The sequence below is a fragment of the Ruegeria sp. HKCCD6157 genome, from assembly GCF_013110685.1.
In the GTDB taxonomy this organism is placed as follows: Bacteria; Pseudomonadota; Alphaproteobacteria; order Rhodobacterales; family Rhodobacteraceae; genus Ruegeria.
On the sequence record NZ_WVRB01000006.1, the window covers coordinates 22,593 to 41,864 of the forward strand.

Below are 19,272 nucleotides of genomic sequence, written 5' to 3' on the forward strand. Positions count from 1 at the left end.
CCGGGTGGTGCGTCGAAACGAATCCGTCCGGTCACAAACGCTGCCAAAGCTGGTGCGCGATCTGATCCAAACTGGCCGGATTGGAAAAGGCTGAAATCGTCAATGTTGCACACCATGCATCGTCACCGATCGGCACCAGCAACCCCTGATCCAGCTCCGCGGAGATCGACGTTTCGGGCATCCAGGCAAATCCGCTGCCGGTCATCAATCTTCGCTTGATCGTTTCGACGAGGCTATCGACATATATCGTTTCGGTATTCTGGGGTTTCCGGTCAACGGTGTTTTCAACGACCATGCCCAAGAAGGACGATCGGTCATAGGACAGATAGGGGATCGGTGGACCATCCTGCCGGGACAAATCCCAACCCAGTGTCCGCACCGGCTGTGCGGCAGCCACCGGTATCAGCCGATCCTTCAACAGATCCTTACGCTCGAACGCGGTTTCGTCGATCATGGGCGAGACAGTATGGTGATAGTAGCACAGCAGGATATCCACCGCGCCTTCGACCAAAAGATCACAACAGGTGCTCAGAGAATCGGACAGGACGCGCGTGCGCAAATCGGGGATCTGCTTCTGCAACTCTTCTATGCGGGTTGCCAAAAAATTAACCGCAATGGTGTGCAGAACCGAAAACCGGATGAACCGACTGTCGCCCCGGTCGGCGTCCCGCAGGGATTGGCGGGATTCAGACAGCTGTGAAATTGCCGCCTGGGCAACAGGCAGGAATTGTTTGCCGGCCTCGGTCAATTGAACCGGATAGGTTGCCCGATTGACCAAAGGCAACCCCACCCAGCTTTCCAAGGCTTTGATTCTGCGGCTGAATGCGGATTGCGTGATGTTACGTTCATCAGACGCACGGGTGAAGTTCAAGGTCCGGGCGAGGCATTCGAAATCGCGTAGCCAATTCAGATCCAATGCGTATCCCCGCTTGTGAAAGAGCATTTTCAGCAACGATACAGAAAACTATGCAGAAACAGAATAGTTTGATGAAATGTTCGAATTGGCTCTCAGAAAAGCTCCTGTTCTAGACTTCCGGGCAGGGTCTGGCGGTTTGTCTTGTTTTCAGCCTTCCGTCCGAATGTGTCGCCAAAGGCAAGTTGGCGCGCCCCTATTGCGCGATAGGAAAATCGAACAACGAAAAGAACGACGCCGAACCACGGCGCATTTCAACAGAGGAGAAGACCATGAGAACAAATCTGAAAAAGCTGGGGATGGCTGCTGCGCTCAGCGTCTGCGCTGTGCCGGCATTCGCAGCCGAAGAAGTGAAAATTGGCGTGCCATCCTGGACCGGAGCACAAGCGATCGCCCATGTTCTGGGCGCGGTCGTGGAAATGCGCATCGGGGGCAAAGTGGAATATGTGCCCGGCAACAACGCCACGATCTTTCAGGCGATGGATCAGGGCAAGGGCGATATCGACGTTCATCCCGACGTTTGGCTGCCCAACCAGGAAAGCTTCACCAAGAAATATGTGGACGAAGCGGGCACCGTCACCCTGTCATCGAACCCCTACGAGGGCAATCAGGGTTTCTGCGTCAGCAAAGACTTTGGTGAAGCCAACAACATCACCGACATCGCCGATCTGGGCCGCCCGGATGTGGCCGCTTTGATGGACAGTGACGGCAATGGCAAAGGTGAAATGTGGATTGGCGCGCCGGGTTGGGCTTCGGCCAACGTGAACGAAGTCAAAACCCGCGACTATGGCCTGCTTGATTTCATTGAGCCGATACGTGCCGAGGAAAGCGTGAAAACCGCGCGGATCAAGGACAGCATCGCCAAGGGCGAAGGCTATGCCTTTTATTGCTACAAGCCGCATGCCGTCTGGTACATGTTCGACGTCCAGATGTTGACCGAGCCACAATTCGACCCGGCAAAATACGTGATGGTCCAACCGTCTGATGACCCGGACTGGTACAACAAATCCAATGTTGCGACCAAGGACGCGCTCAAGAACGTGCAGATTGCGTGGTCCAACACGCTGCCAGAGCGTTCTCCGGCGATTGCCGATTTCTTGGCGAATTTCGCATTGACGGCGGATGATGTCAGCGAGTTCGCCTATGAGATCAGCGGCAAGGGCCGAGATCCGGCAGAGGTTGCACGCGAGTGGGTCGAGGCGAACCCTGATCGTGTCGACGCTTGGCTGGGCCTCTGATCGAGCTTCCAGAAACAGGGTGGCGGCATCTGTTGGCGCCACCCAAAAGCAGACCTCTGGGGGACTTATGAGCGACGATACCGTTATTGAAATCTCGAATGTCTGGAAGATTTTCGGGGGCAGGCCCGATGTAGCGCTGCAGGCAATCCGCGACCGTGGATTGGACAAGGCCCAGGTGCTGGCGGAATACAACTGTGTTGTCGGCGTCGCGGATGTTAGTCTTTCGGTCAACCGGGGCGAGATATTCTGCATCATGGGCCTGTCCGGCAGCGGGAAGTCCACTCTGGTCCGCCATTTCAACCGGCTGTTGGAACCCACCGCAGGCAAGATCGAAATCGAAGGCACGGACGTGATGGCCCTGGGCCCGAAAGAGCTTCAGCAGTTTCGCAACAACAAGATTGGCATGGTCTTTCAGAACTTTGCGCTGATGCCGCATCGGTCTGTGCTGGACAATGTCGCAATGCCGCTGGAAATCCGGCAGGTCAGCAAGAATGAACGCATGCGTCAGGCCGCTGCTATTCTGGATATCGTCGAACTCGGAGCATGGGGATCGAAATTCGCACACGAGCTGTCCGGGGGAATGCAGCAACGTGTGGGCCTTGCCCGGGCACTGGCAGCGAACCCGGATGTGTTGTTGATGGACGAACCGTTCTCGGCGTTGGACCCGTTGATCCGGCGGCAATTGCAGGATGAGTTCATTCGACTGAGCAAAATCCTGAAAAAGACGACGATCTTCATCACCCATGATTTGGATGAAGCCGTCCGCATCGGGAACCGGATCGCGATCATGCGCGACGGCAAGGTGGTGCAGATCGGAACGGCCGAAGACATCGTCATGAACCCCGCCGATGACTATGTCGCCGATTTCGTGGCGGGTATCTCAAGGCTCAAGGTGGTGCGTGCCCACGCCGTCATGCGGCCCATACCGGAACATGTCGCGACCCATGGTCCTCTGCCCTCGGGCGCCCCGCGTGTGAATGAAGGCGAAAACCTGAGCACGCTGATCAATCTGGCAATCGACACCGACAGCGCGATCCTTGTGGAGGACGGCGGCGTGGATGTTGGCGTCATAACCCGTGCCGATCTGTTGCGCACCGTGATCGAAGGAACCGAAGTGTCATGAGTTCTTCAGATGTGAACCCGCTGGAAGATACCGAGAGCGAAGCAGCCCAGGCATATGCCGAAGAGCGGCGCGAAAACATCCGGGCCTTTGTTCGCACCAGCCCCGACTATTACATCCGCAACTTCGACAAGATCGGCGCGTCGTCCCGATTTACGCCGACTTTCAATCTGATGGCCGGGTTGTTTGGCCCGGTCTGGTTCGGTGCGCGGGGCTTGTGGTCATGGGCGTTGCCATTTCTGATCCTGGAAACAATAGCCTATGTGCAGATCGCGCGCGGGTTGTTCGGCGACCTGGCGGCCGAAGCAATGGAACGCATCGCGTCAATTGAAGGGACGCTTGAGCTGCGCCGTCAGCAGTTGGCCGCTGCCATCGAAAACAACTCGGACAAGATCGACGTCTACCAGCGGACGGTGGACTCGCTCGAGGAAAACATAGGCGGCATCCGCGCCGAAGCCGAAGCAATGGCTGCTGAAGGGCCATACATCGTTCTGACCGGCCTGATCATTCTGATCATCGTCAAGCTTGTTCAGTCACAGGTGGCAAACTGGGCGCTCGAGGCGCGTTTCTCGGAATGGCTGTCAGATCGTTCAATCCGATCTGCAATGCCGGTATCGCAGATCGTATTCAGCGCGATCTTCATGGCGCTGATCGTTGCTGCGGCGATGATGCATTACAGCTTTCCGGGGCGTTTCTCGTTGCTCAGCCACTTCCCGACAGACCCCAATATCCGCCTGACCAGCATCACCTGGGTGGAAGATTTCATCGCCTGGTGCGTGCGCAACAGCGAAGCGTTCTTTGACGGGCTGACATTCGGTATCCGCACCCTGCTGGACGCGCTTGAGGTCATCTTGGTGCAGACGCCATGGATCGTGATCGCCAGTCTCATCATTCTGCTGACATGGCTGACTGCGGGTGTCAGCACGGCAATCTATTCGGGCGCGTTTCTGGCCTATATGGGGCTGTTGGGCTTTTGGGAGGGCGCAATGACTACGCTGGCCTTGTTGGGGACAGCGGCATGCCTGTCGATTGTCATCGGAATTCCACTGGGCATGTTCGCGGCGCGTCGCCCTCGGTTCTACGCTTTCATCCAGCCGATCATGGATTTCATGCAAACCATGCCCGCCTTTGTTTTCATGGTCCCCGTGATCGCGTTTTTTGGTGTCGGCAAGCCGGCGGCAGTCGTGGTCACGATGATTTTCGGTGGTACGCCAGTGGTGCGCCTGACCGTTCTCGGCTTGCGTGGCGTGCCCGAAAGTGTGCGCGAGGCGGCGATCAGTTTCGGCGCCAACAAATGGTATCTGCTCACCAAAGTCGACTTGCCGCTGGCAAGCCCATCGATCCGGGCGGGGATCAATCAGACAATCATGCTGTCACTGGCAATGGTTGTTGTTGCGTCTCTGATCGGTGCCAAAGGGCTGGGCGAGGATGTTCTTGAAGCGTTGCAATACGCGAATGTGGGCCAGGGTATTCTTGCAGGGTTCTCAATCCTGTTCTGTGCCATGATCCTCGATCGGATTGTGCAGGGCGGTCGGAAATGACACCCATCGTGTTTGTTCATGGGTTCCTGGGCGGCAGTCGGCAATGGCAGCGGCAGGTCGAGGCCTTGCAAGGTTACGATGTCATCACGCTGGATCTGCCGGGTTTTGGCGAAAATGCGCAACGTGACGCGTTTTGCAGCATCTCGGGATTCGCGGACTGGGCGCTGAATGAGCTGAAGGCGCGCGACATCGAGAGATTCCACCTGGTTGGTCACTCGATGGGTGGAATGGTCGCGCAGGAAATGGTTGCCCGTGCGCCCGAGCGTGTTGACCGTTTGGTTCTTTATGGCACCGGGTCCGTAGGAGTGCTGCCCGGGCGGTTTGAGACCATCGACACCTCGAAAACCCGTGCCTGTGCAGACGGGCCGATAGTGACGGCGCGGCGGATTGCGGCAACCTGGTTTCTCGAACGCGAAAACGCCTTGGAATATGAACTTTGCGCTACGATAGCCCAGAAAAGCAACCTGAAGGCCATGCTGTCTGGTTTGGATGCGATGCATTCCTGGAGCGGCGCTGAAAACCTGCCGGCAATCAGGACCAAGACGCTGATTATCTGGGGGGATCGTGATCGCACCTACCCATGGAGTCAGACGGAACAGCTGTGGCAATCCATTCCGAATGCAAACCTAGCGGTGATACCAAACTCTGCACATGCGACCCATCTGGAAAAAGCTGAACTGTTCAACGGGATATTGCGAGATTACTTAGTTGCCTGATATTCGGCAGGGCCCCAAATACCCATGCGTTCCTGCCATCACGCTGGATTCGCGAAAAAAGCTACCTTCGCACCATCTGTGCACCCAATCCAACGGCACTGCGCAAACCAATCAGATTTGCAGAACATGAACGTCCGGCATGGACCGGATCGTGGCCAGATCCTGCTCGTAAAGCTCTGTGAACGCTTCAACTATGTCGGAATTCCAGCCCGGTAAATCGAGCTCTTCTTCGATTTGCTCCGGCCGGGCGTATTCGTCCAGAATATTCGCCATCTCTTCACGTCGGCGGCCGTGATCGATGGCGTCCCCTTTTCTCACGATGTCCAATACATGACGTTGTCCGGCTTCTGTCAAAAGGGAGGACAGGAATGCAAACTCTTCATGAAGCACAGCCTCGTCAGGCAATCCAGCCACGGCGCGGATGATATCCCCCCAGATAAGCGGGGAATTCTCGTGTTCCCACAAGGTGAGCTGAACCTGAGGCGCAAGATCCCGCAGGTCTTCGATCATGCCAAGCCAGCTGAGGCAGCTTAAATCGGTGCTGGCCAGAATGTCCCGCCGATGGTCCTCATGGATCGAGGCCAGAATCTTTGGAACAAAAACCCCGGGGTTCACCAGCCCTGCAAACACTTGAACCTGCACGCCGTCCAGCAGAGTGTCCGTATGGGCTGTTCTATTCCCTGCAAACGGATAGATCTGGCCGTCTTGCAGCGCGGTGCGCCTGGGGCCAAAGAACTTGTCGCTCGACACAACCACGCGGTCCAGATTCTGGTTTCCGGCAACAAGCTCGGACAATCTGTTCCGTGCGTCTGCATCAGATACGCCCTGCAGAATCGAGTCAGACATCACTTTGACGAATAGCCGGGACCGACGCGGCCCCAGAACCGCAGTTCGGTATTTGGCCAGTACGCTCCTGTTCGCGCCAAGCGAGGACATCACCAGCCCTTCATCCGAAAAGGCAACACCGGCGTGTATGGCAACCTGCATTTTTTCCTTTACCCCTTGGCTTTTCTGCATAGCCGCGTCCGTTACACTCGCGAGATATTTGCAACGGATGAATTCAGCGTTTTTTTGCACGTTCTCAGGAAATCGGGCAATGTCTAAGTTTGGGCTAAAATTCAGGCTTGCAGTCTACTGCCAGAGGAAGTAATCGACAGCCAGTGCCCCTATAGCTCAGCTGGTAGAGCAACTGATTTGTAATCAGTAGGTCCGCGGTTCGAGTCCGTGTGGGGGCACCACAGAATCCGCTAAAACATTGTAAATCATCAACTTTATCTCAGGATGGAGCCACCGCAGAACGTGGCGGAGAACAAAACTGCACCCCACTCATTTGTCAAAGATGGCGTTTTCTACTTTGTGCGGATAGTCCCGAAGGATCTGAAGCAACTCTACACGTCGTCGAAAATCTCACACATTCTGAGAACCAGATCAGCTTCAGTTGCAGCACCAAGGGCTACAAGAGCTGCACAACAGCTTGACGAATATTGGTATCACCTTCGGCTCAAGGATAGCGACTTACCGGGCAAACACATGCTTCGAGTGGCGCAAAACGCCAATGCCGCTCCGGTGACGTTCGTTGCGTTTTCCACTATGCGGGAGACGGTCAAGCTATCGAAGGCTGGGCCATCCATCTTCGACTGAAGGGCCATGCCCAAGTGCCTGTAAGACCGCGTTACGTAGAGGCCCTTGGTGATGGCGCAGAGAGCAGCAACCGTCAGATCACAGCCCATCGCAGTCACCATGTGCCACCGCTCCGCCAGCTGATCTTGCGTCATCTTTGGTATATCAACCTAATTTGCTCACTGCGGCACGAGGAAGTTCGATCCACTTCTTTTGAACAAAGTAAGGGTTCTGAGTTCAGAAATCTGTGGCCGCCGCCAATAAAGATGTGACGCATCCGCAAAATGTCTGACCTCGCCACCTTGAACGCACGGGAATCGGCGCCTGCAAATGGCCCGAAAGCTGACGTTAAATAAAACACTTGGAAGAGGGCTTCGAGCCCAGGGCAGACTAAGTGAATTTCAATCTTAATCTAATACCAATCATCCCTGAGGTGTGTACCAGATAGGCGACGTATAAGCCCTTTCTTGTATCGACCAAGGGGCTTCGTCAGGGATTTCTGTCCCGAACACCTTGGCATCGTATGTCGTCCAGCGCGGCGTTGGTATGGCCAGCACTCTGACGTAGTAGAACGCGCTTTGCGTCGGGTCGTAGTCCGGGTCTTCCCAATATCCGGCGAGAATTGCCTCGCCGATGTCATTTGTCCAAGACGCGTTTTCTACATCCACCGTATTGCCAACCGGGCCGTCACACGCCGCGTTTACAAGTTCACGCTCGCCGCAAGCAACATCATAAATACGTTCCGACGTTGTGCCGTCACTGTTCAGCCAGCCTTTGACAATCTGAATACGGTCGAGGTTGGCCCCATCGGGGTCGCGGAGAGCACGGATGAGAAATCGCGGAGATCGACCATCACTATCCACTGGCAAATCCGCCCCCATCGGGACGCCATTTTCATATCCATACGCGGCAAAATCCGCACGTGGCAGGTCGGTTTCTTCAAATTCATATCCGGCAAAAACGCGAACACGCATGCGCGGCCCCGTGGTTGCATAGACTTCTTTCCGAGCAAAAGCATCCCAAATGGCCTCGCGGGTGTTTTCCCTTGCCCAAACGGCCGCCAAACCCGACGCCGAAGTCTGCCATGCATATTGTGCAACACTCTCGTCACCACCAATACCGCCGACGACTTCTTCAAATCGGATCGGGTCAGCAGTAGGTTCAACAGCCGCGACTTTCCCGAAGAAATTGTCTTCGCCAACCGTGGACAGCGATGTATGAGCATCAGTTGAGCCGATCACGCCAAACTTGAACGGGTTTGCCCCCGTTTCCGCCTCGTATCCTAGTCCACGACGCAATGCCGCGCGTGCATACTCGCGTGGAAGCATCTCCGGTGTCTTGGGCTCTGGTCCAAGTTGTCCTTTGTCCCACGTTTCGAAGTCGGCAAATTCGTCGTCTGGTGACAGCATGGGATGTGCTTCGCCGTCACCTTTCATTTGTGTGATTTCGTAGATCGGTTCCCACTTGGCACGCTGTTTGAAATACTCAACATCGAACGGCTCACCGGACAAGCGCACTTCGTCGAACATCAACCCGTTGGACAAATTGCCATTGTGCGGGATCGCGAGCAGCTTTTGGCCTGTTGTCTCTTCGGCTTGTTCCATCCATGCCCAAAGGTCTTCGGGGTCGAAGCTATCAAAGTTCGAGAACGGGATGATCTTGTCAGCGCCCTCTTTGCCACCATTGAATATGACATTCCTGTGCAGGTTGTTCCGCTGTGGGTTTGAGGTCCACTCGAACCCGATAAGCGCAGTAAACAAACCCGGTTGATTGTGTGCCTCAGCGGCAGAGGTAATGTCGCCCCACGCTGTTTGGTAAATCTCCTGATAATCCGCCAATGGGTCTGTGCCAGTGGACTTGGCTTGGCTCCAAATCGACCATGCGCCAACCGGATCACCGGCCTCGACAGCAGCGTTCAGTTGCTGGCCAAACTCTGTAGAGAGCAACGTGGCATCTTTGGCTGAGAGCAGCGGCGCAAGACCAAGGTTCTCGGCGTGATCGGCAATAACCAGAAAATCCAATGGTCGGCGCAACCTCGCTTCGACACCGGTGCTGGATGTAACGACTTCGCCTTTGGCAAACCTGTACGCTTCATCAGGGCCAAGTACATTTCCGATCATACCGGCATCGGCAGAGTATGATGTATGCAAATGGGTGTCTCCGAAAAAGACCTGATTAGGGAAGTTTTGTTGTGGGTAAGGGGAATACTCTCTGTCGCCGGGTTGAGTATTTGGGATGTCCTCGGCATGCGCGGCAGCAGTAAACGCAACAGTCAAAATAGATGCTAAACGGAACATTTCCTAACCTCTTATTTTGTTCAGAGCTTACAACGCTCAATACAAGTAACCATGACGCAAAATCTAAACTGTTTTCGCCTAGCATAGCTGCCGCCAAAGAAAACTCTGCCAATGATGGCTGCGAGCCCAAAGTACTGTTCAAGCAATAACTAAAGCATACGACCGTACCTAAGTCTCAAATAGAAATGGTATTTTAAGTAGGTTTGCTTGAGAAGGCCGGAGTTCCATCATTTTTGGCAGTTCGACGACGCGCAATCTCCTGTCGAATTAGATCTATGTGCAAACGCGCATCATATGCTCCCTGGCGGTATGCGAGAGGCAGATTCAGATTTGCAAGGGCGGTGTCCACGTCTTCGATATTTTTGGCGACCTCTTCTACTTCAGTTGAGGTCTGTGCCTTGCCGAGTTCCTCCTCAAGCGCAGCGATGCGCTGATAAAAACGCCAGACCCGGCGCTTTTGAAACCACACGTAACTGGACGGGACGATCCGCAGAAACGGTACTAAGAACAACAAAGGCAACAGCAATAACAATACGCTGCCAAACTGCGCCGCGATCCAATATGGCAAGACGCCATGCAAAAAGTTTGGCCCAGAGTTAATAAGTTCTGTGGCAATCTTGTTTAATGGTACAGGTGGCGAAGCCGTGTTTGGATACTCGCGCGCACTTTGCAAAATATTAGGTTCGCTATGAATGTTCTTTGCTGCATTTACCAACCTATCGGTTACTGCAGGGTGCAGATCGGATGCGGCGATAAGTGAAGCTCGCAATGCTAAGATCTTAACATCCTCTGGTGGTCTCGGAGGGTCGAGTGTGATTGATCCTGCCGGCACAGTTACCGAATTCGCTCCGGAAAGTTTCAATGCAAGGGCGTCGACCAAAGCCATAGGGACGAAAATGATTTCTGGATCAAAAATTGCATCCATAAGGTAAGGTGCATCGAGTGGAGCGACAAACAACGCGGCATCCGCTTCGTTGGCATACAACGCCCCTATCGCATCATGGCCCCCGACATCGACGAGGTCTATGCCGACATTTTGCAACCCAGCGGCCTCAATTAGCGCTAAAGCGGCGGCGCGAGTACCAGACGCCTGAGATCCTGCAGCTAAGCGTATGTCTCCCCATTCTCCTGCATTAGCTCCGACTGGACTAGACTTTCCGCGGAACACCACCATGGGTTCAAGAAAAATGGCACCCAGAGACTGTAAGCTTTCGTCTTGAGGGAGTTCGAGGCCGCCTTGAACAAATGCGGCATCCACTTCGCCAGAAACAAGTCTCTGAATATTCTCAACGGACCCTTCGGTTTCTACTAAAATTACCTGAATGCCGTCACGTGCAAGTTCTGCTTTGTAGAGTTGTCCAACTTGCCAATATCCCCCGCCGTTTATGCCAGCAGCTAGCTTAATACTGTTGGGCGGCTTCAAGCCAAAGATCAGAAAAACAAGCAAACCGACAAATATAATCGGAAAGAGAATGAAAAGAGCTAAGCGCATTTATTCTCACATTCAGATGATCGGAATCGATAATTCGTTCTCATTTGATAGCAATCTTTTTGCCACCGAGAAACCGATCACAGTGAGAAGCACTCGAAAGTTCGAGTTCTTCGGTTCAAGTATCCCGACATATTTAGTGGGTGCGCAAAAAACCAAGTACGCTTGAAGGAGTTTTAAGTCAAAAACTGACTGTCGCAGCAAAGCGCAGAGCTTAAGCGCCACTTTCAATCCAAATATTACTCGACCGGTGACCAATTCGTGCCTGGATCATAGGCAGAAATTTCAGCTGCAATACTGAGTGTCTCCGGGCCAAAATCTGCCTCGTAGACTATGCCGTTTTCGCCAACCAGAAAGGAATGGATGCCAGTTTCTCCATAGTCTGCCGGTATTGCCAGCAAGGCATGTCCTGCAACAAAGTGATCCCCGACAAAATAAGAGTAGGCACCCCCCGGAGCGTTAGGGCCCTGCTCTTGCAGGATTGTGTAATAATAGCCAAGAAACGGTTCGGCTTCATAGTCAACCTGACCGTCACTCCACCCCGAAGCTGCGGCGCGGGCAAGCGCTGCACCGACAAAGCTGTCTTTTCCAGGCCAGAAGAGTCCGTTTTGCTCTTCCGGATCTGAAATGATCGTCTGAGCGAATTCCATAACGCCATTCCCGTTATGATCCACAAGCCGGAAAGCTGCCTGCAGATCGACATAGGCCTCAAGCAATTCGATCACTTCCAACTCATTCAAACCTATTTCGCGGGCTGAAAGCTCTTCGATCCCTGCTTCCAGGTCAAAGCGCCAACCGTCATCTGTACGCAGAATTGGAATTGGAAAAGGCCAACTGTCTTCACCCAGGAGAAGTACAACCCCTTCATCCTCAGGCTGAAAGCGATACCCTTCAGCGTACATGCTTAGCACTTCCTGCCTTCTTTCTTGGTCTTCCGCCGGATCGCCCGTTCCCACCAAATCTTCGGCCTCAGGACCAAAAATTTCGAGCATCTTGCTCTGATCATTGGCCTTCAACGCACCAACAAAAGCATCCAGTGCGGATTGCGGGGTATCAAAGCTGGCTCCGCCAGAGAGGGCCGGGCTTGCAGTCCCGGCGAGCAACAAAATTGTCAATACTGATCTACGCACCTTACCGTCTCCGTTTGCCTTTAGCTGCATGTCCACGCTTGGATGCGCTTTGCGTTCTGCTACCGGACGCTTTTTTCTTCATCGCTTGCCCTTTGGATGCCTTGGGCTTGCCCTGCGCCGATACGGCCTTCTTCGCCAACGGCTTCTTCGCAGTCTGCGGTCTTTGTGCGACTGGCTTTTTCGTAGCATCTGGACGTTTGGTGCGATCAATAGCCTGTTGCTTTGCGGCGACCTTGTCCCGATTAGCGTTGCCACGGTTCACCAAAGCGCCGCCTGCTACAGCCCCTGCACCGACCGCAGCCGCGGCCGCCCCGCGGTCCCTGCTAATATCTGCAGCACCAGATTCTCGGCTCAACTTTGCACGCAGCTCATCGGTGCGACCGTCAGGACGGTTAACCGGCAAGTCGCCACGGCCACCTTCAGGTCTTTTGTGGTCCGCTATTTTGTTCCGGGCCTCCTGTTGCCGGTCAGGATCGGGATTCCATCCGATATTCGTTCGGTCACCTAAATCTATATCATTGCCAATATTGACGTTGCCATCTACGTCAATATCGATGTCTGGATTTCTATAAATTGGACCACCGCCCCAGCCACCACAATTTCGGCACCCCCAATAGTCGTACCAATCATCGTCGTCGTCAAAAATCTCGTCGATCAGGGCAACAGTGCCAAAAGTCAGTAATGCGGCGCCCACAACATCCCCGGTTGACGGGCCAGTATAAACTGTCTCGGGATTGTATTGTGGGACGTATACTGTTTCGGGCTCTGTCGGTGTAATTATCACTGTGTCGTCGTCAGATACTTCGACAGTTTGCTCGGGCCCCGAGATAAGAGCGCCGCTGTCAATTGCCTGATCCCGCATGACCTGCACCGCATCCAACACATCATCGGACTGTGCCAACATGGCTGTACCGACTGTCTCGGTCCAGTCAATATGGGTGGCCATCTGACCAACAATTTCCGGGAATGCCGTCGCCAACACACTGACGGAAGGATCCCATCCCATTGCTTCGATTTCCAGCTCAAGCTCAACAGGGTCGCGATCGGTGTTGTCCAGTAGATACCGTTCAGCCTTAACAATTTCCAACGGCTGGGTGGCCGCGACAAATATCTGTATGAGAAGCGTGTCGGGATAAAGAGCAACCGGGGCGACCAATGTCTGCAACTCAGCGTCAGTTAGCAGGCTGGATGAGGTCGCCGAGATACCATCTTTTGCCGCTACATCTTCGGACGACTCTTGCGCTAACGCGGAAGTAGATACGCAAATACCGAATGCAATTAATAGAAACCTGAACATATTGCGATCCTTCGATTTCTTGAAGGATCACCTAAGACTGCGATTCTGGCAACCAATCAGTCAAATAGACGGTTGTGGGATATTTATCGGCCCCCAGCCAAGTTTGAGCGAGTGTCGGCCTTGGGCTCGAATTGGACATTTGACACAAATACCTCGAATGACAGCTTTGCGAACAAAGCGGGCGTTCGCTGCGGACGCGAGAACTTGATTTGGCAGATCTAGCAGTCTGCGGGACGGCTGTTACGGTACGTGTCAGTTCAAATGTCATTGAACGGCCCCGTAGAAAGTCGTTCCAAAACACACTGCTGCACCAAAGCTTTGCTTTGGTATATTTCTATCATTTTTTGTCAAAACTGGCGCAATTAGCTTTCTTAAACAACAGTCTCGCGGAATTCTGCTCTAAGTCGCCAAGCCCCTTCATCTGCAGTGTTGAAGAAATTACAAGTTTGTCGCGGGGTCATTAAAAAATTAGGCTATAAGCTAAGAGCAAGCATTTAAAAGTCATCGCTGTAAATCGTTAGGCAGCTCTTCACTCCACTTTCTTAGCTCATCGAGGAATCCAAGGGCTGTGCTGCCAAACTCGGTGATGGAATATTGAACCGAAACAGGGGAAGTATCCATCACTTGTCTTGCAACCAAACCCTGCTCCTCAAGTTGGCGTAATCTCTCAGCGATCATCTTCTTACTAGCCCCACCGATCATACGCGATAGATCGTTAAAACGCACGGGACCATCTTTGAGGTGCCACAAAATCGAGCCGGTCCATTTTCCGCCAATGATCCGCATACCTCTTTCGATTGCGCATGGCTCCAGACAAGCCTCCGAGACCTGTCGACGGCGTTTGGCGTCCTCTTCAATCCGCGCTCGCATTGTCATCCTTCCGCCCAGATAACTAGGTTACCAAAAGTATACTGGTTGATTTCTCATACCTACACTCTCAAATGCTTTCTGAACCCGGCGAAAGTCAAGGGTTCAGAGACTGCACAAATAGGATATGGACATGAGCAAAATCCTGATCGTGAATGGCACCCAGCCCTACGAATTCGCCCCCGGACAGTTGAATGCAAGCCTCGTTGAACGTGCACGGAATACGCTGACAGCAATGGGGCACGACGTGCGCGTGACAACTGTCGCTGATGGATATGACGCGAATGCAGAGGTCGACACGCACCTGTGGGCCGATACAGTCATCATGCAGTTCCCGGTGAACTGGATGGGCGTTCCGTGGATTTTCAAGAAATACATCGATGAGGTGTACACGACCGGTATGGACGGCCGCTTGTGTGCAGGTGACGGTCGAACGACCGACGCGCCCAAAGTCAATTACGGTACCGGCGGCACGCTAAACGGTAAGAAATACATGCTGTCAGTTACCTTCAACGCCCCGAAAGAAGCGTTCGATGACGAGTCCGAGCCTTTCTTTGCGGGCGCCAGCGTCGACGACCTGCTAGCGCCGATGCACCTGAACGCAAAGTTCTTTGCCATGCAGCCCCTTACGACTTTTGCTGCATTCGATGTTATGAAGAACCCAGAAATCGAGGCCGATTTTGCTCGATTTGATGCACATCTGAAAACCACACTTGCCGAGGTTGAACATGTCCCAGCCTGATATTCACCTGTATACCGCAGGCACAATGAACGGCTACAAACCGGTCATTTTTCTGGAAGAGGCAGGTATCCCCTACGACCTGACCCATATCAACTTTTCCAAACACGATCAGAAGGCGCCAGACTATTTAGCGCTTAATCCGAACGGAAAGATCCCAACGATTGAGGACCGTTCGGAAGGCCGCGCGATCTTCGAATCCGGCGCGATCCTGTGGCATCTGGCCGAGAAATACGGAAAATTTCTGCCTTCGGACCCGGCCAAGCGGTCCGAGGTAATGCAGTGGATGCTGTTTCAGGTCGGTCACGTCGGGCCGATGATGGGACAAGCGATGTATTTCCAGCACATAGCTGCGCCTAACGGCCATGAAGAGCCCTTTTCAATCCGTCGCTACGTGGACGAAAGCCGCCGGTTGATGGAGGTGATGAATACGCGTCTGGACGGGCGGGACTGGATCGCAGCGGACGAATACACCATTGCCGACATGATGTTGTACCCGTGGGCGCGTGCTTATGTCTGGGCACGGGTGGATGTGTCGGACCTACCGCATCTGAACGCCTGGTTCGACCGTATGGATGCGCGACCTGCCGTCCAGCGAGCGCTGACCATCCCCAAGGCTAACCCACAGTTCTGGGATGCTGACGCAGATTCCAGCGCCTTTGCCAAGGAAAACGCGGCGCGTTTTTCCGGCGACGTGAGAGGAACCTGAGCCTTGCAAGCTGCTCTGCCTATTCGCGTCGATATCGTGTCAGACGTTGTTTGTCCTTGGTGTGTGATCGGCTATCACCAACTTGCCAAAGCCGCGCGCGACACTCAGACCGAACTGGATATCCATTGGCATCCATTCGAATTGAACCCGCAGATGGCCGAGGGTGGCGAGAACCTGGGCGAACACTTGGCATCGAAATACGGGACGACGTTGGAAGGGTCGATCAAGGCACGAGCCCGCCTGACCGAGATGGGCGCGGCACTGGGGTTCACGTTCAATTACGCCGATGACATGCGGATGTATAACACCTTCCGTGCGCATCAATTGATTGACTGGGCCGCCGAGCAAGGCAAAGGCCATGAAATGAAGCAGGCCCTTTTTTCGGCGTTCTTTACACGCCGCGAAAACGTCTCGGACATACAGGTTCTGGCCGATGCGGCTGCTGGCATCGGGCTGAAACGCGCGGATGCGTTGGACATATTGCAAAGCCAAGATCGGGCCAATCACGTGCGCCAGAAAGAGCAATTCTGGATCAGCCGAGGAGTTCGGGGTGTGCCCGCAATGGTGTTCGACGAACGTCACCTTGTGACCGGCGCGCAGGGCGAGGAAAACTACGCCCGTATCCTGCTGCATCTACGAGACGACAGGGCCGCGTGACATCCGTGAATACCGGGCACTGCCAGCGCAATAAACCCACGATCGGGCGGGTGTTGCCCGGCATGCCCTCGCTTAACAACAATTGTGGGGGTTGCATGACGAAAGTCTCCGCGACAACCTTCATCTTATAGTGAAACTCAATCTGGGTGGCCGCTTGTCGGCCACAACAGCCTTCCAACCTTGAAGAGTTCCCAATTTATGGCATTGCATGACCACCCCATGTGGCGAAAGCCCCAACATCACCAGGACCTTGACCATGCACATGATCATGTCCACTGGGCCGAGCTGTTCTACGACCTGATCCATGTCGTGACGATCTTTCTGCTGGGCAATTACTTGTCGCATCATCTCGATCTGCATGGGTTTCTTGTGTTCGCCGGGGTCTTCATCACGCTCTGGTTCGCGTGGGGCGAACTCAGCATATTCAACTCGATCTTCGTCAGCACCGATTTCTGGCACCGGCTGATTATGGCCGTGATGATCTGCACGGTGATGTTCATGGCAGCGGCGATCCCGGCTATTGACGGCAAGGGTTGGGTTTTCTTCGCGTTAGGATTTGCAGCGAACAGGGCCATGCTCGCGGCGCTGTACTATCGCGCCCGGCGGGCCAATTCATCTGGCGAGTCCATGTCGACGGCCCAGATCCGGAGTTTTTCGGTTTTTGCGGTGATCTTTGCCATCACGGCATTTCTGCCAACACCCTTGGCCTATTGGGTGTTTACCGCCGCAATGGTGGCCACGCAGGCGATGTACATGATCCCAGGCCTCACTGTATTGCGCTTCGAACGTTTCGTCCCGCGCCTCGGCCATATGGCGGAACGGTTTGCTCTGCTGACGCTGATCGTTCTGGGCGAAGGGTTCTTCAAACTCGTCGTAACTTTGTCCGAGAAAGGCATCTACAAAGTCTCACTTGATGTGCTTGTTAACTTCGTCATCGGTGGCGTTTCGATGTTCGTCATGTGCTGGATTTATTTTGACTTTGTCGGCAACGCCAAGCCCAACGACAAGAAGGTGTCGACGTTGGTGATCTGGTGGCTTGCGCATCTGATCTTGATGTTATGCGGCGTCATGGTAGGCGTGGCCCTAGCTGCCGAGGTCAAAGTCGGTTTTTGGGAGCCATACCCGACCGAATATGCCGCCATTGGCTGTTTCGGCCTTGCAGGATATATCGCCATGCTTTGGGTGCTCCAGAACGTTATTGAACACCGTCTTGCATCGGGCTTTGGGCGCTGGGATGTAAGGGTATTTGGGATCGTTCTGGCTATTGCCTGTTTCTTTATCGTCCCCCATGTTCCCTCGTTGGTTGGCAATCTGATCTGGGGCACAGCCTTGCTATCGCAAATCGCGATCCCCCTGATGCGCGCCTGGACGCAGTTTCGACATGAGTGAGGCAGTTACAAATTCGGGCTATCTAAAAAGGAAAGTCTATTGGTGGCTCGAGCGCCCGGACAGGGCGGCCACCGGTCCATGGTTGCTTGAAATAGCTCTAATTGCCCTCATCACACTGAACGTGGCCGCCGTTATCCTAGAGACGGTCGACTCCATATATACCCGTTGGGGCCTGGCGCTGAACCTCTTTGAGGGTTTTTCTCTATTCGTATTCGTGGTCGAATACGCGGCAAGGCTGTGGGTCGCCACCGAAAATCCAAGTTACAAAACGCGCGCTGCCTGGGCCGTCTCCCCGATCGCCATCATCGATTTATTAGCGATTTTACCTGCGCTGCTCTATTTGTTCTTCCCGGTTGATCTGCGTCTGTTGCGGACCTTCCGCATGTTGCGGCTCCTCAAACTCACTCGGTACTCGCCTGCACTCGGAATGCTGCTCGCTGTGTTTGAGGAAGAGGCCGGCGCCTTTTTTGCAGGTTTTTTCATCCTGATGGTGATGCTGATCTTTGCTGCCAGCGGTGCATGGCTGGCAGAGCACGAAGCGCAACCGGAGGCATTCGGATCGATCCCAGCGGCGATGTGGTGGGCGATGGCAACGCTTACGACCGTTGGTTATGGCGACGTGACGCCCGTGACAGTTGCCGGTAAGATCTTCGGCGCTGCGATTACGGTGATTGGCATTGGGATGGCCGCATTGCCCGCAGGGATCATTGCCAGCGGCCTGAACGACCAGTTGCACCGCCGACGGGCCAGCCTGGAACGTGAATTTCGAAAGGCCCTGGAAGACGGCGATATCTGCGACGCGGACGAAGCCGTTATTGAAGCCGTTCGCAAGCAATTGGGTCTCTCGCGTCGCGCTGCCGATCATATCCGAAACCGCGTGCATGCTGAGACCATGTCACAGGCCGATCACTGCCCTACCTGCGGGCAAACTGTGCAAAAGGCCAAGCCCCAAGCGTGAGCAATTGGCCTGCCACGGATCAGGTGCCGAGCTCCCAACTGGATTACAGCAGATCTGTGAAAATGTGGGATTTCGAATAGAGTGTTTCGCGTGCTTGGGTGTTTCACCGCTGTCCTACGCGATCTGTGTTGTCGACGGCATCCACACAACTTGCTGTCGATTGCACGATGGAACAGAACAAGCTTTCTCAGGTTTTTGCGAGTTCAAGCCGGGGGCGAATGACCCAAGCCTGCTTTGGCTGCAATAGCCGCTTCTGTACCAACAGCCGTCCCTTGTTCCAGGGGCGCGACGTGTTGCGAAAACGGGGACTTGGTTTTCGAACACTGTGATGCCTACATCCATTCCCGTCCTTCCCAAAATCGGCAAGTTGCCAATGGCTGTGGTCTGGTTGCTGCTCGCGTGCCTTCCCTTCGCGCAAAGTCGCCCATGATCGCTGAAATGAAAGCCAGAAGAGCTGCCGATCAGCTCGATTAATACTGGTACCACCTGAGGTGTCGTGACGCAGAACTTGTGTGGAAGCACATGCGGAGGCTTCAAAATGCAGCGGGAGCCGACCACTCTGAACTGCCGCTTGTTGCCTCCTCGTCATCTG

Annotated in this window: 17 protein-coding genes and 1 tRNA gene; 11 read left to right on the forward strand and 7 right to left on the reverse strand. The window is 54.2% G+C overall.

The window, feature by feature from the left end; genetic code table 11:
* Positions 1 to 31 precede the first annotated feature (31 nt).
* Entirely contained in the window at positions 32 to 916 is an 885-nt protein-coding gene (locus GS612_RS16485) for a LysR family transcriptional regulator (protein WP_171642037.1), read from the reverse strand.
* Between the two features lie 269 nt (positions 917 to 1,185).
* Here GS612_RS16485 and GS612_RS16490 point away from each other — a divergent pair, with 269 nt between their 5' ends.
* From GS612_RS16490 to GS612_RS16505, 4 genes are all read left to right on the forward strand, one after another.
* Positions 1,186 to 2,151 (forward strand): glycine betaine ABC transporter substrate-binding protein, encoded by a 966-nt coding sequence (locus tag GS612_RS16490; protein WP_171206315.1) that lies wholly within the window; start codon positions 1,186 to 1,188, stop codon positions 2,149 to 2,151.
* Between the two features lie 67 nt (positions 2,152 to 2,218).
* The gene (locus tag GS612_RS16495; protein WP_171641804.1) at positions 2,219 to 3,274 is read left to right on the forward strand and encodes a glycine betaine/L-proline ABC transporter ATP-binding protein; all 1,056 of its coding nucleotides are present in this window, start codon (positions 2,219 to 2,221) and stop codon (positions 3,272 to 3,274) included.
* The gene (locus GS612_RS16500; RefSeq protein WP_171641806.1) at positions 3,271 to 4,812 is read left to right on the forward strand and encodes a proline/glycine betaine ABC transporter permease; all 1,542 of its coding nucleotides are present in this window, start codon (positions 3,271 to 3,273) and stop codon (positions 4,810 to 4,812) included. Before GS612_RS16495 ends, GS612_RS16500 begins: the two co-directional genes overlap by 4 nt.
* Positions 4,809 to 5,528 carry an alpha/beta fold hydrolase gene (locus GS612_RS16505; protein WP_171641808.1) on the forward strand — a complete coding sequence of 240 codons (720 nt, stop codon included), beginning with the start codon at positions 4,809 to 4,811 and terminating at the stop codon, positions 5,526 to 5,528. The genes GS612_RS16500 and GS612_RS16505 overlap by 4 nt, the downstream gene beginning before the upstream one ends.
* Positions 5,529 to 5,639: 111 nt before the next feature.
* Here the strand turns inward: GS612_RS16505 and GS612_RS16510 are convergent, their stop codons facing one another.
* A complete protein-coding gene (locus tag GS612_RS16510; protein ID WP_171641810.1) occupies positions 5,640 to 6,545 on the reverse strand; it encodes a hypothetical protein in 906 nt (301 codons plus the stop codon).
* Positions 6,546 to 6,690: 145 nt separating this feature from the next.
* On the opposite strand from GS612_RS16510, the gene GS612_RS16515 reads away from it, so the two are divergent.
* Both GS612_RS16515 and GS612_RS20725 read left to right on the forward strand, forming a co-directional pair.
* Positions 6,691 to 6,766: transfer RNA gene (locus tag GS612_RS16515), tRNA-Thr, on the forward strand.
* Between the two features lie 43 nt (positions 6,767 to 6,809).
* The gene (locus GS612_RS20725) at positions 6,810 to 7,169 is read left to right on the forward strand and encodes a DUF6538 domain-containing protein (RefSeq protein WP_371809357.1); all 360 of its coding nucleotides are present in this window, start codon (positions 6,810 to 6,812) and stop codon (positions 7,167 to 7,169) included.
* 401 nt (positions 7,170 to 7,570) lie between these two features.
* Here the strand turns inward: GS612_RS20725 and GS612_RS16520 are convergent, their stop codons facing one another.
* The 5 genes from GS612_RS16520 to GS612_RS16540 all read right to left on the reverse strand — a co-directional run bounded on the left by GS612_RS16520 (position 7,571) and on the right by GS612_RS16540 (position 14,147).
* Complete coding sequence (locus GS612_RS16520) at positions 7,571 to 9,445, reverse strand: DUF3604 domain-containing protein (RefSeq protein WP_171641812.1); 1,875 nt, start codon at positions 9,443 to 9,445, stop codon at positions 7,571 to 7,573.
* 193 nt (positions 9,446 to 9,638) lie between these two features.
* Positions 9,639 to 10,937: a TAXI family TRAP transporter solute-binding subunit gene (locus GS612_RS16525; protein ID WP_171641815.1), complete on the reverse strand. Its 1,299-nt coding sequence runs from the start codon at positions 10,935 to 10,937 to the stop codon at positions 9,639 to 9,641.
* A gap of 236 nt (positions 10,938 to 11,173) precedes the next feature.
* Positions 11,174 to 12,064 carry a DUF2950 family protein gene (locus GS612_RS16530; RefSeq protein ID WP_171641816.1) on the reverse strand — a complete coding sequence of 297 codons (891 nt, stop codon included), beginning with the start codon at positions 12,062 to 12,064 and terminating at the stop codon, positions 11,174 to 11,176.
* Between the two features lies 1 nt (position 12,065).
* Positions 12,066 to 13,361, reverse strand: a complete 1,296-nt coding sequence (locus GS612_RS16535; protein WP_171641818.1) for a DUF3300 domain-containing protein — start codon at positions 13,359 to 13,361, stop codon at positions 12,066 to 12,068.
* Positions 13,362 to 13,862: 501 nt separating this feature from the next.
* On the reverse strand, positions 13,863 to 14,147 hold the full coding sequence (locus GS612_RS16540) for a helix-turn-helix domain-containing protein (RefSeq protein WP_253286204.1): 285 nt from the start codon (positions 14,145 to 14,147) through the stop codon (positions 13,863 to 13,865).
* A gap of 214 nt (positions 14,148 to 14,361) precedes the next feature.
* Here GS612_RS16540 and GS612_RS16545 point away from each other — a divergent pair, with 214 nt between their 5' ends.
* From GS612_RS16545 to GS612_RS16565, 5 genes are all read left to right on the forward strand, one after another.
* Positions 14,362 to 14,970: an NAD(P)H-dependent oxidoreductase gene (locus tag GS612_RS16545; protein WP_171641820.1), complete on the forward strand. Its 609-nt coding sequence runs from the start codon at positions 14,362 to 14,364 to the stop codon at positions 14,968 to 14,970.
* Entirely contained in the window at positions 14,957 to 15,676 is a 720-nt protein-coding gene (locus tag GS612_RS16550) for a glutathione S-transferase family protein (RefSeq protein ID WP_171641822.1), read from the forward strand. Before GS612_RS16545 ends, GS612_RS16550 begins: the two co-directional genes overlap by 14 nt.
* A 3-nt stretch (positions 15,677 to 15,679) precedes the next feature.
* A complete protein-coding gene (locus GS612_RS16555; protein ID WP_253286205.1) occupies positions 15,680 to 16,333 on the forward strand; it encodes a DsbA family oxidoreductase in 654 nt (217 codons plus the stop codon).
* A 198-nt stretch (positions 16,334 to 16,531) separates the two neighbouring features.
* Positions 16,532 to 17,722 carry a low temperature requirement protein A gene (locus GS612_RS16560; RefSeq protein WP_171641824.1) on the forward strand — a complete coding sequence of 397 codons (1,191 nt, stop codon included), beginning with the start codon at positions 16,532 to 16,534 and terminating at the stop codon, positions 17,720 to 17,722.
* Positions 17,715 to 18,680, forward strand: coding sequence for an ion transporter (locus tag GS612_RS16565; RefSeq protein ID WP_171641826.1), 966 nt, complete (start codon positions 17,715 to 17,717; stop codon positions 18,678 to 18,680). Before GS612_RS16560 ends, GS612_RS16565 begins: the two co-directional genes overlap by 8 nt.
* Positions 18,681 to 19,272: the final 592 nt, after the last annotated feature.

Coding starts and splice junctions, on each gene's coding strand:
- GS612_RS16540 (WP_253286204.1), bottom strand. CDS start 14,147: ATGCGGATCATTGGCGGAAAATGGACCGGCTCGATTTTGTGGCACCTC.
- GS612_RS16550 (WP_171641822.1), top strand. CDS start 14,957: ATGTCCCAGCCTGATATTCACCTGTATACCGCAGGCACAATGAACGGC.
- GS612_RS16545 (WP_171641820.1), top strand. CDS start 14,362: ATGAGCAAAATCCTGATCGTGAATGGCACCCAGCCCTACGAATTCGCC.
- GS612_RS16535 (WP_171641818.1), bottom strand. CDS start 13,361: ATGTTCAGGTTTCTATTAATTGCATTCGGTATTTGCGTATCTACTTCC.
- GS612_RS16505 (WP_171641808.1), top strand. CDS start 4,809: ATGACACCCATCGTGTTTGTTCATGGGTTCCTGGGCGGCAGTCGGCAA.
- GS612_RS16560 (WP_171641824.1), top strand. CDS start 16,532: ATGGCATTGCATGACCACCCCATGTGGCGAAAGCCCCAACATCACCAG.
- GS612_RS16500 (WP_171641806.1), top strand. CDS start 3,271: ATGAGTTCTTCAGATGTGAACCCGCTGGAAGATACCGAGAGCGAAGCA.
- GS612_RS20725 (WP_371809357.1), top strand. CDS start 6,810: ATGGAGCCACCGCAGAACGTGGCGGAGAACAAAACTGCACCCCACTCA.
- GS612_RS16565 (WP_171641826.1), top strand. CDS start 17,715: ATGAGTGAGGCAGTTACAAATTCGGGCTATCTAAAAAGGAAAGTCTAT.
- GS612_RS16495 (WP_171641804.1), top strand. CDS start 2,219: ATGAGCGACGATACCGTTATTGAAATCTCGAATGTCTGGAAGATTTTC.
- GS612_RS16525 (WP_171641815.1), bottom strand. CDS start 10,937: ATGCGCTTAGCTCTTTTCATTCTCTTTCCGATTATATTTGTCGGTTTG.
- GS612_RS16510 (WP_171641810.1), bottom strand. CDS start 6,545: ATGCAGAAAAGCCAAGGGGTAAAGGAAAAAATGCAGGTTGCCATACAC.
- GS612_RS16490 (WP_171206315.1), top strand. CDS start 1,186: ATGAGAACAAATCTGAAAAAGCTGGGGATGGCTGCTGCGCTCAGCGTC.
- GS612_RS16520 (WP_171641812.1), bottom strand. CDS start 9,445: ATGTTCCGTTTAGCATCTATTTTGACTGTTGCGTTTACTGCTGCCGCG.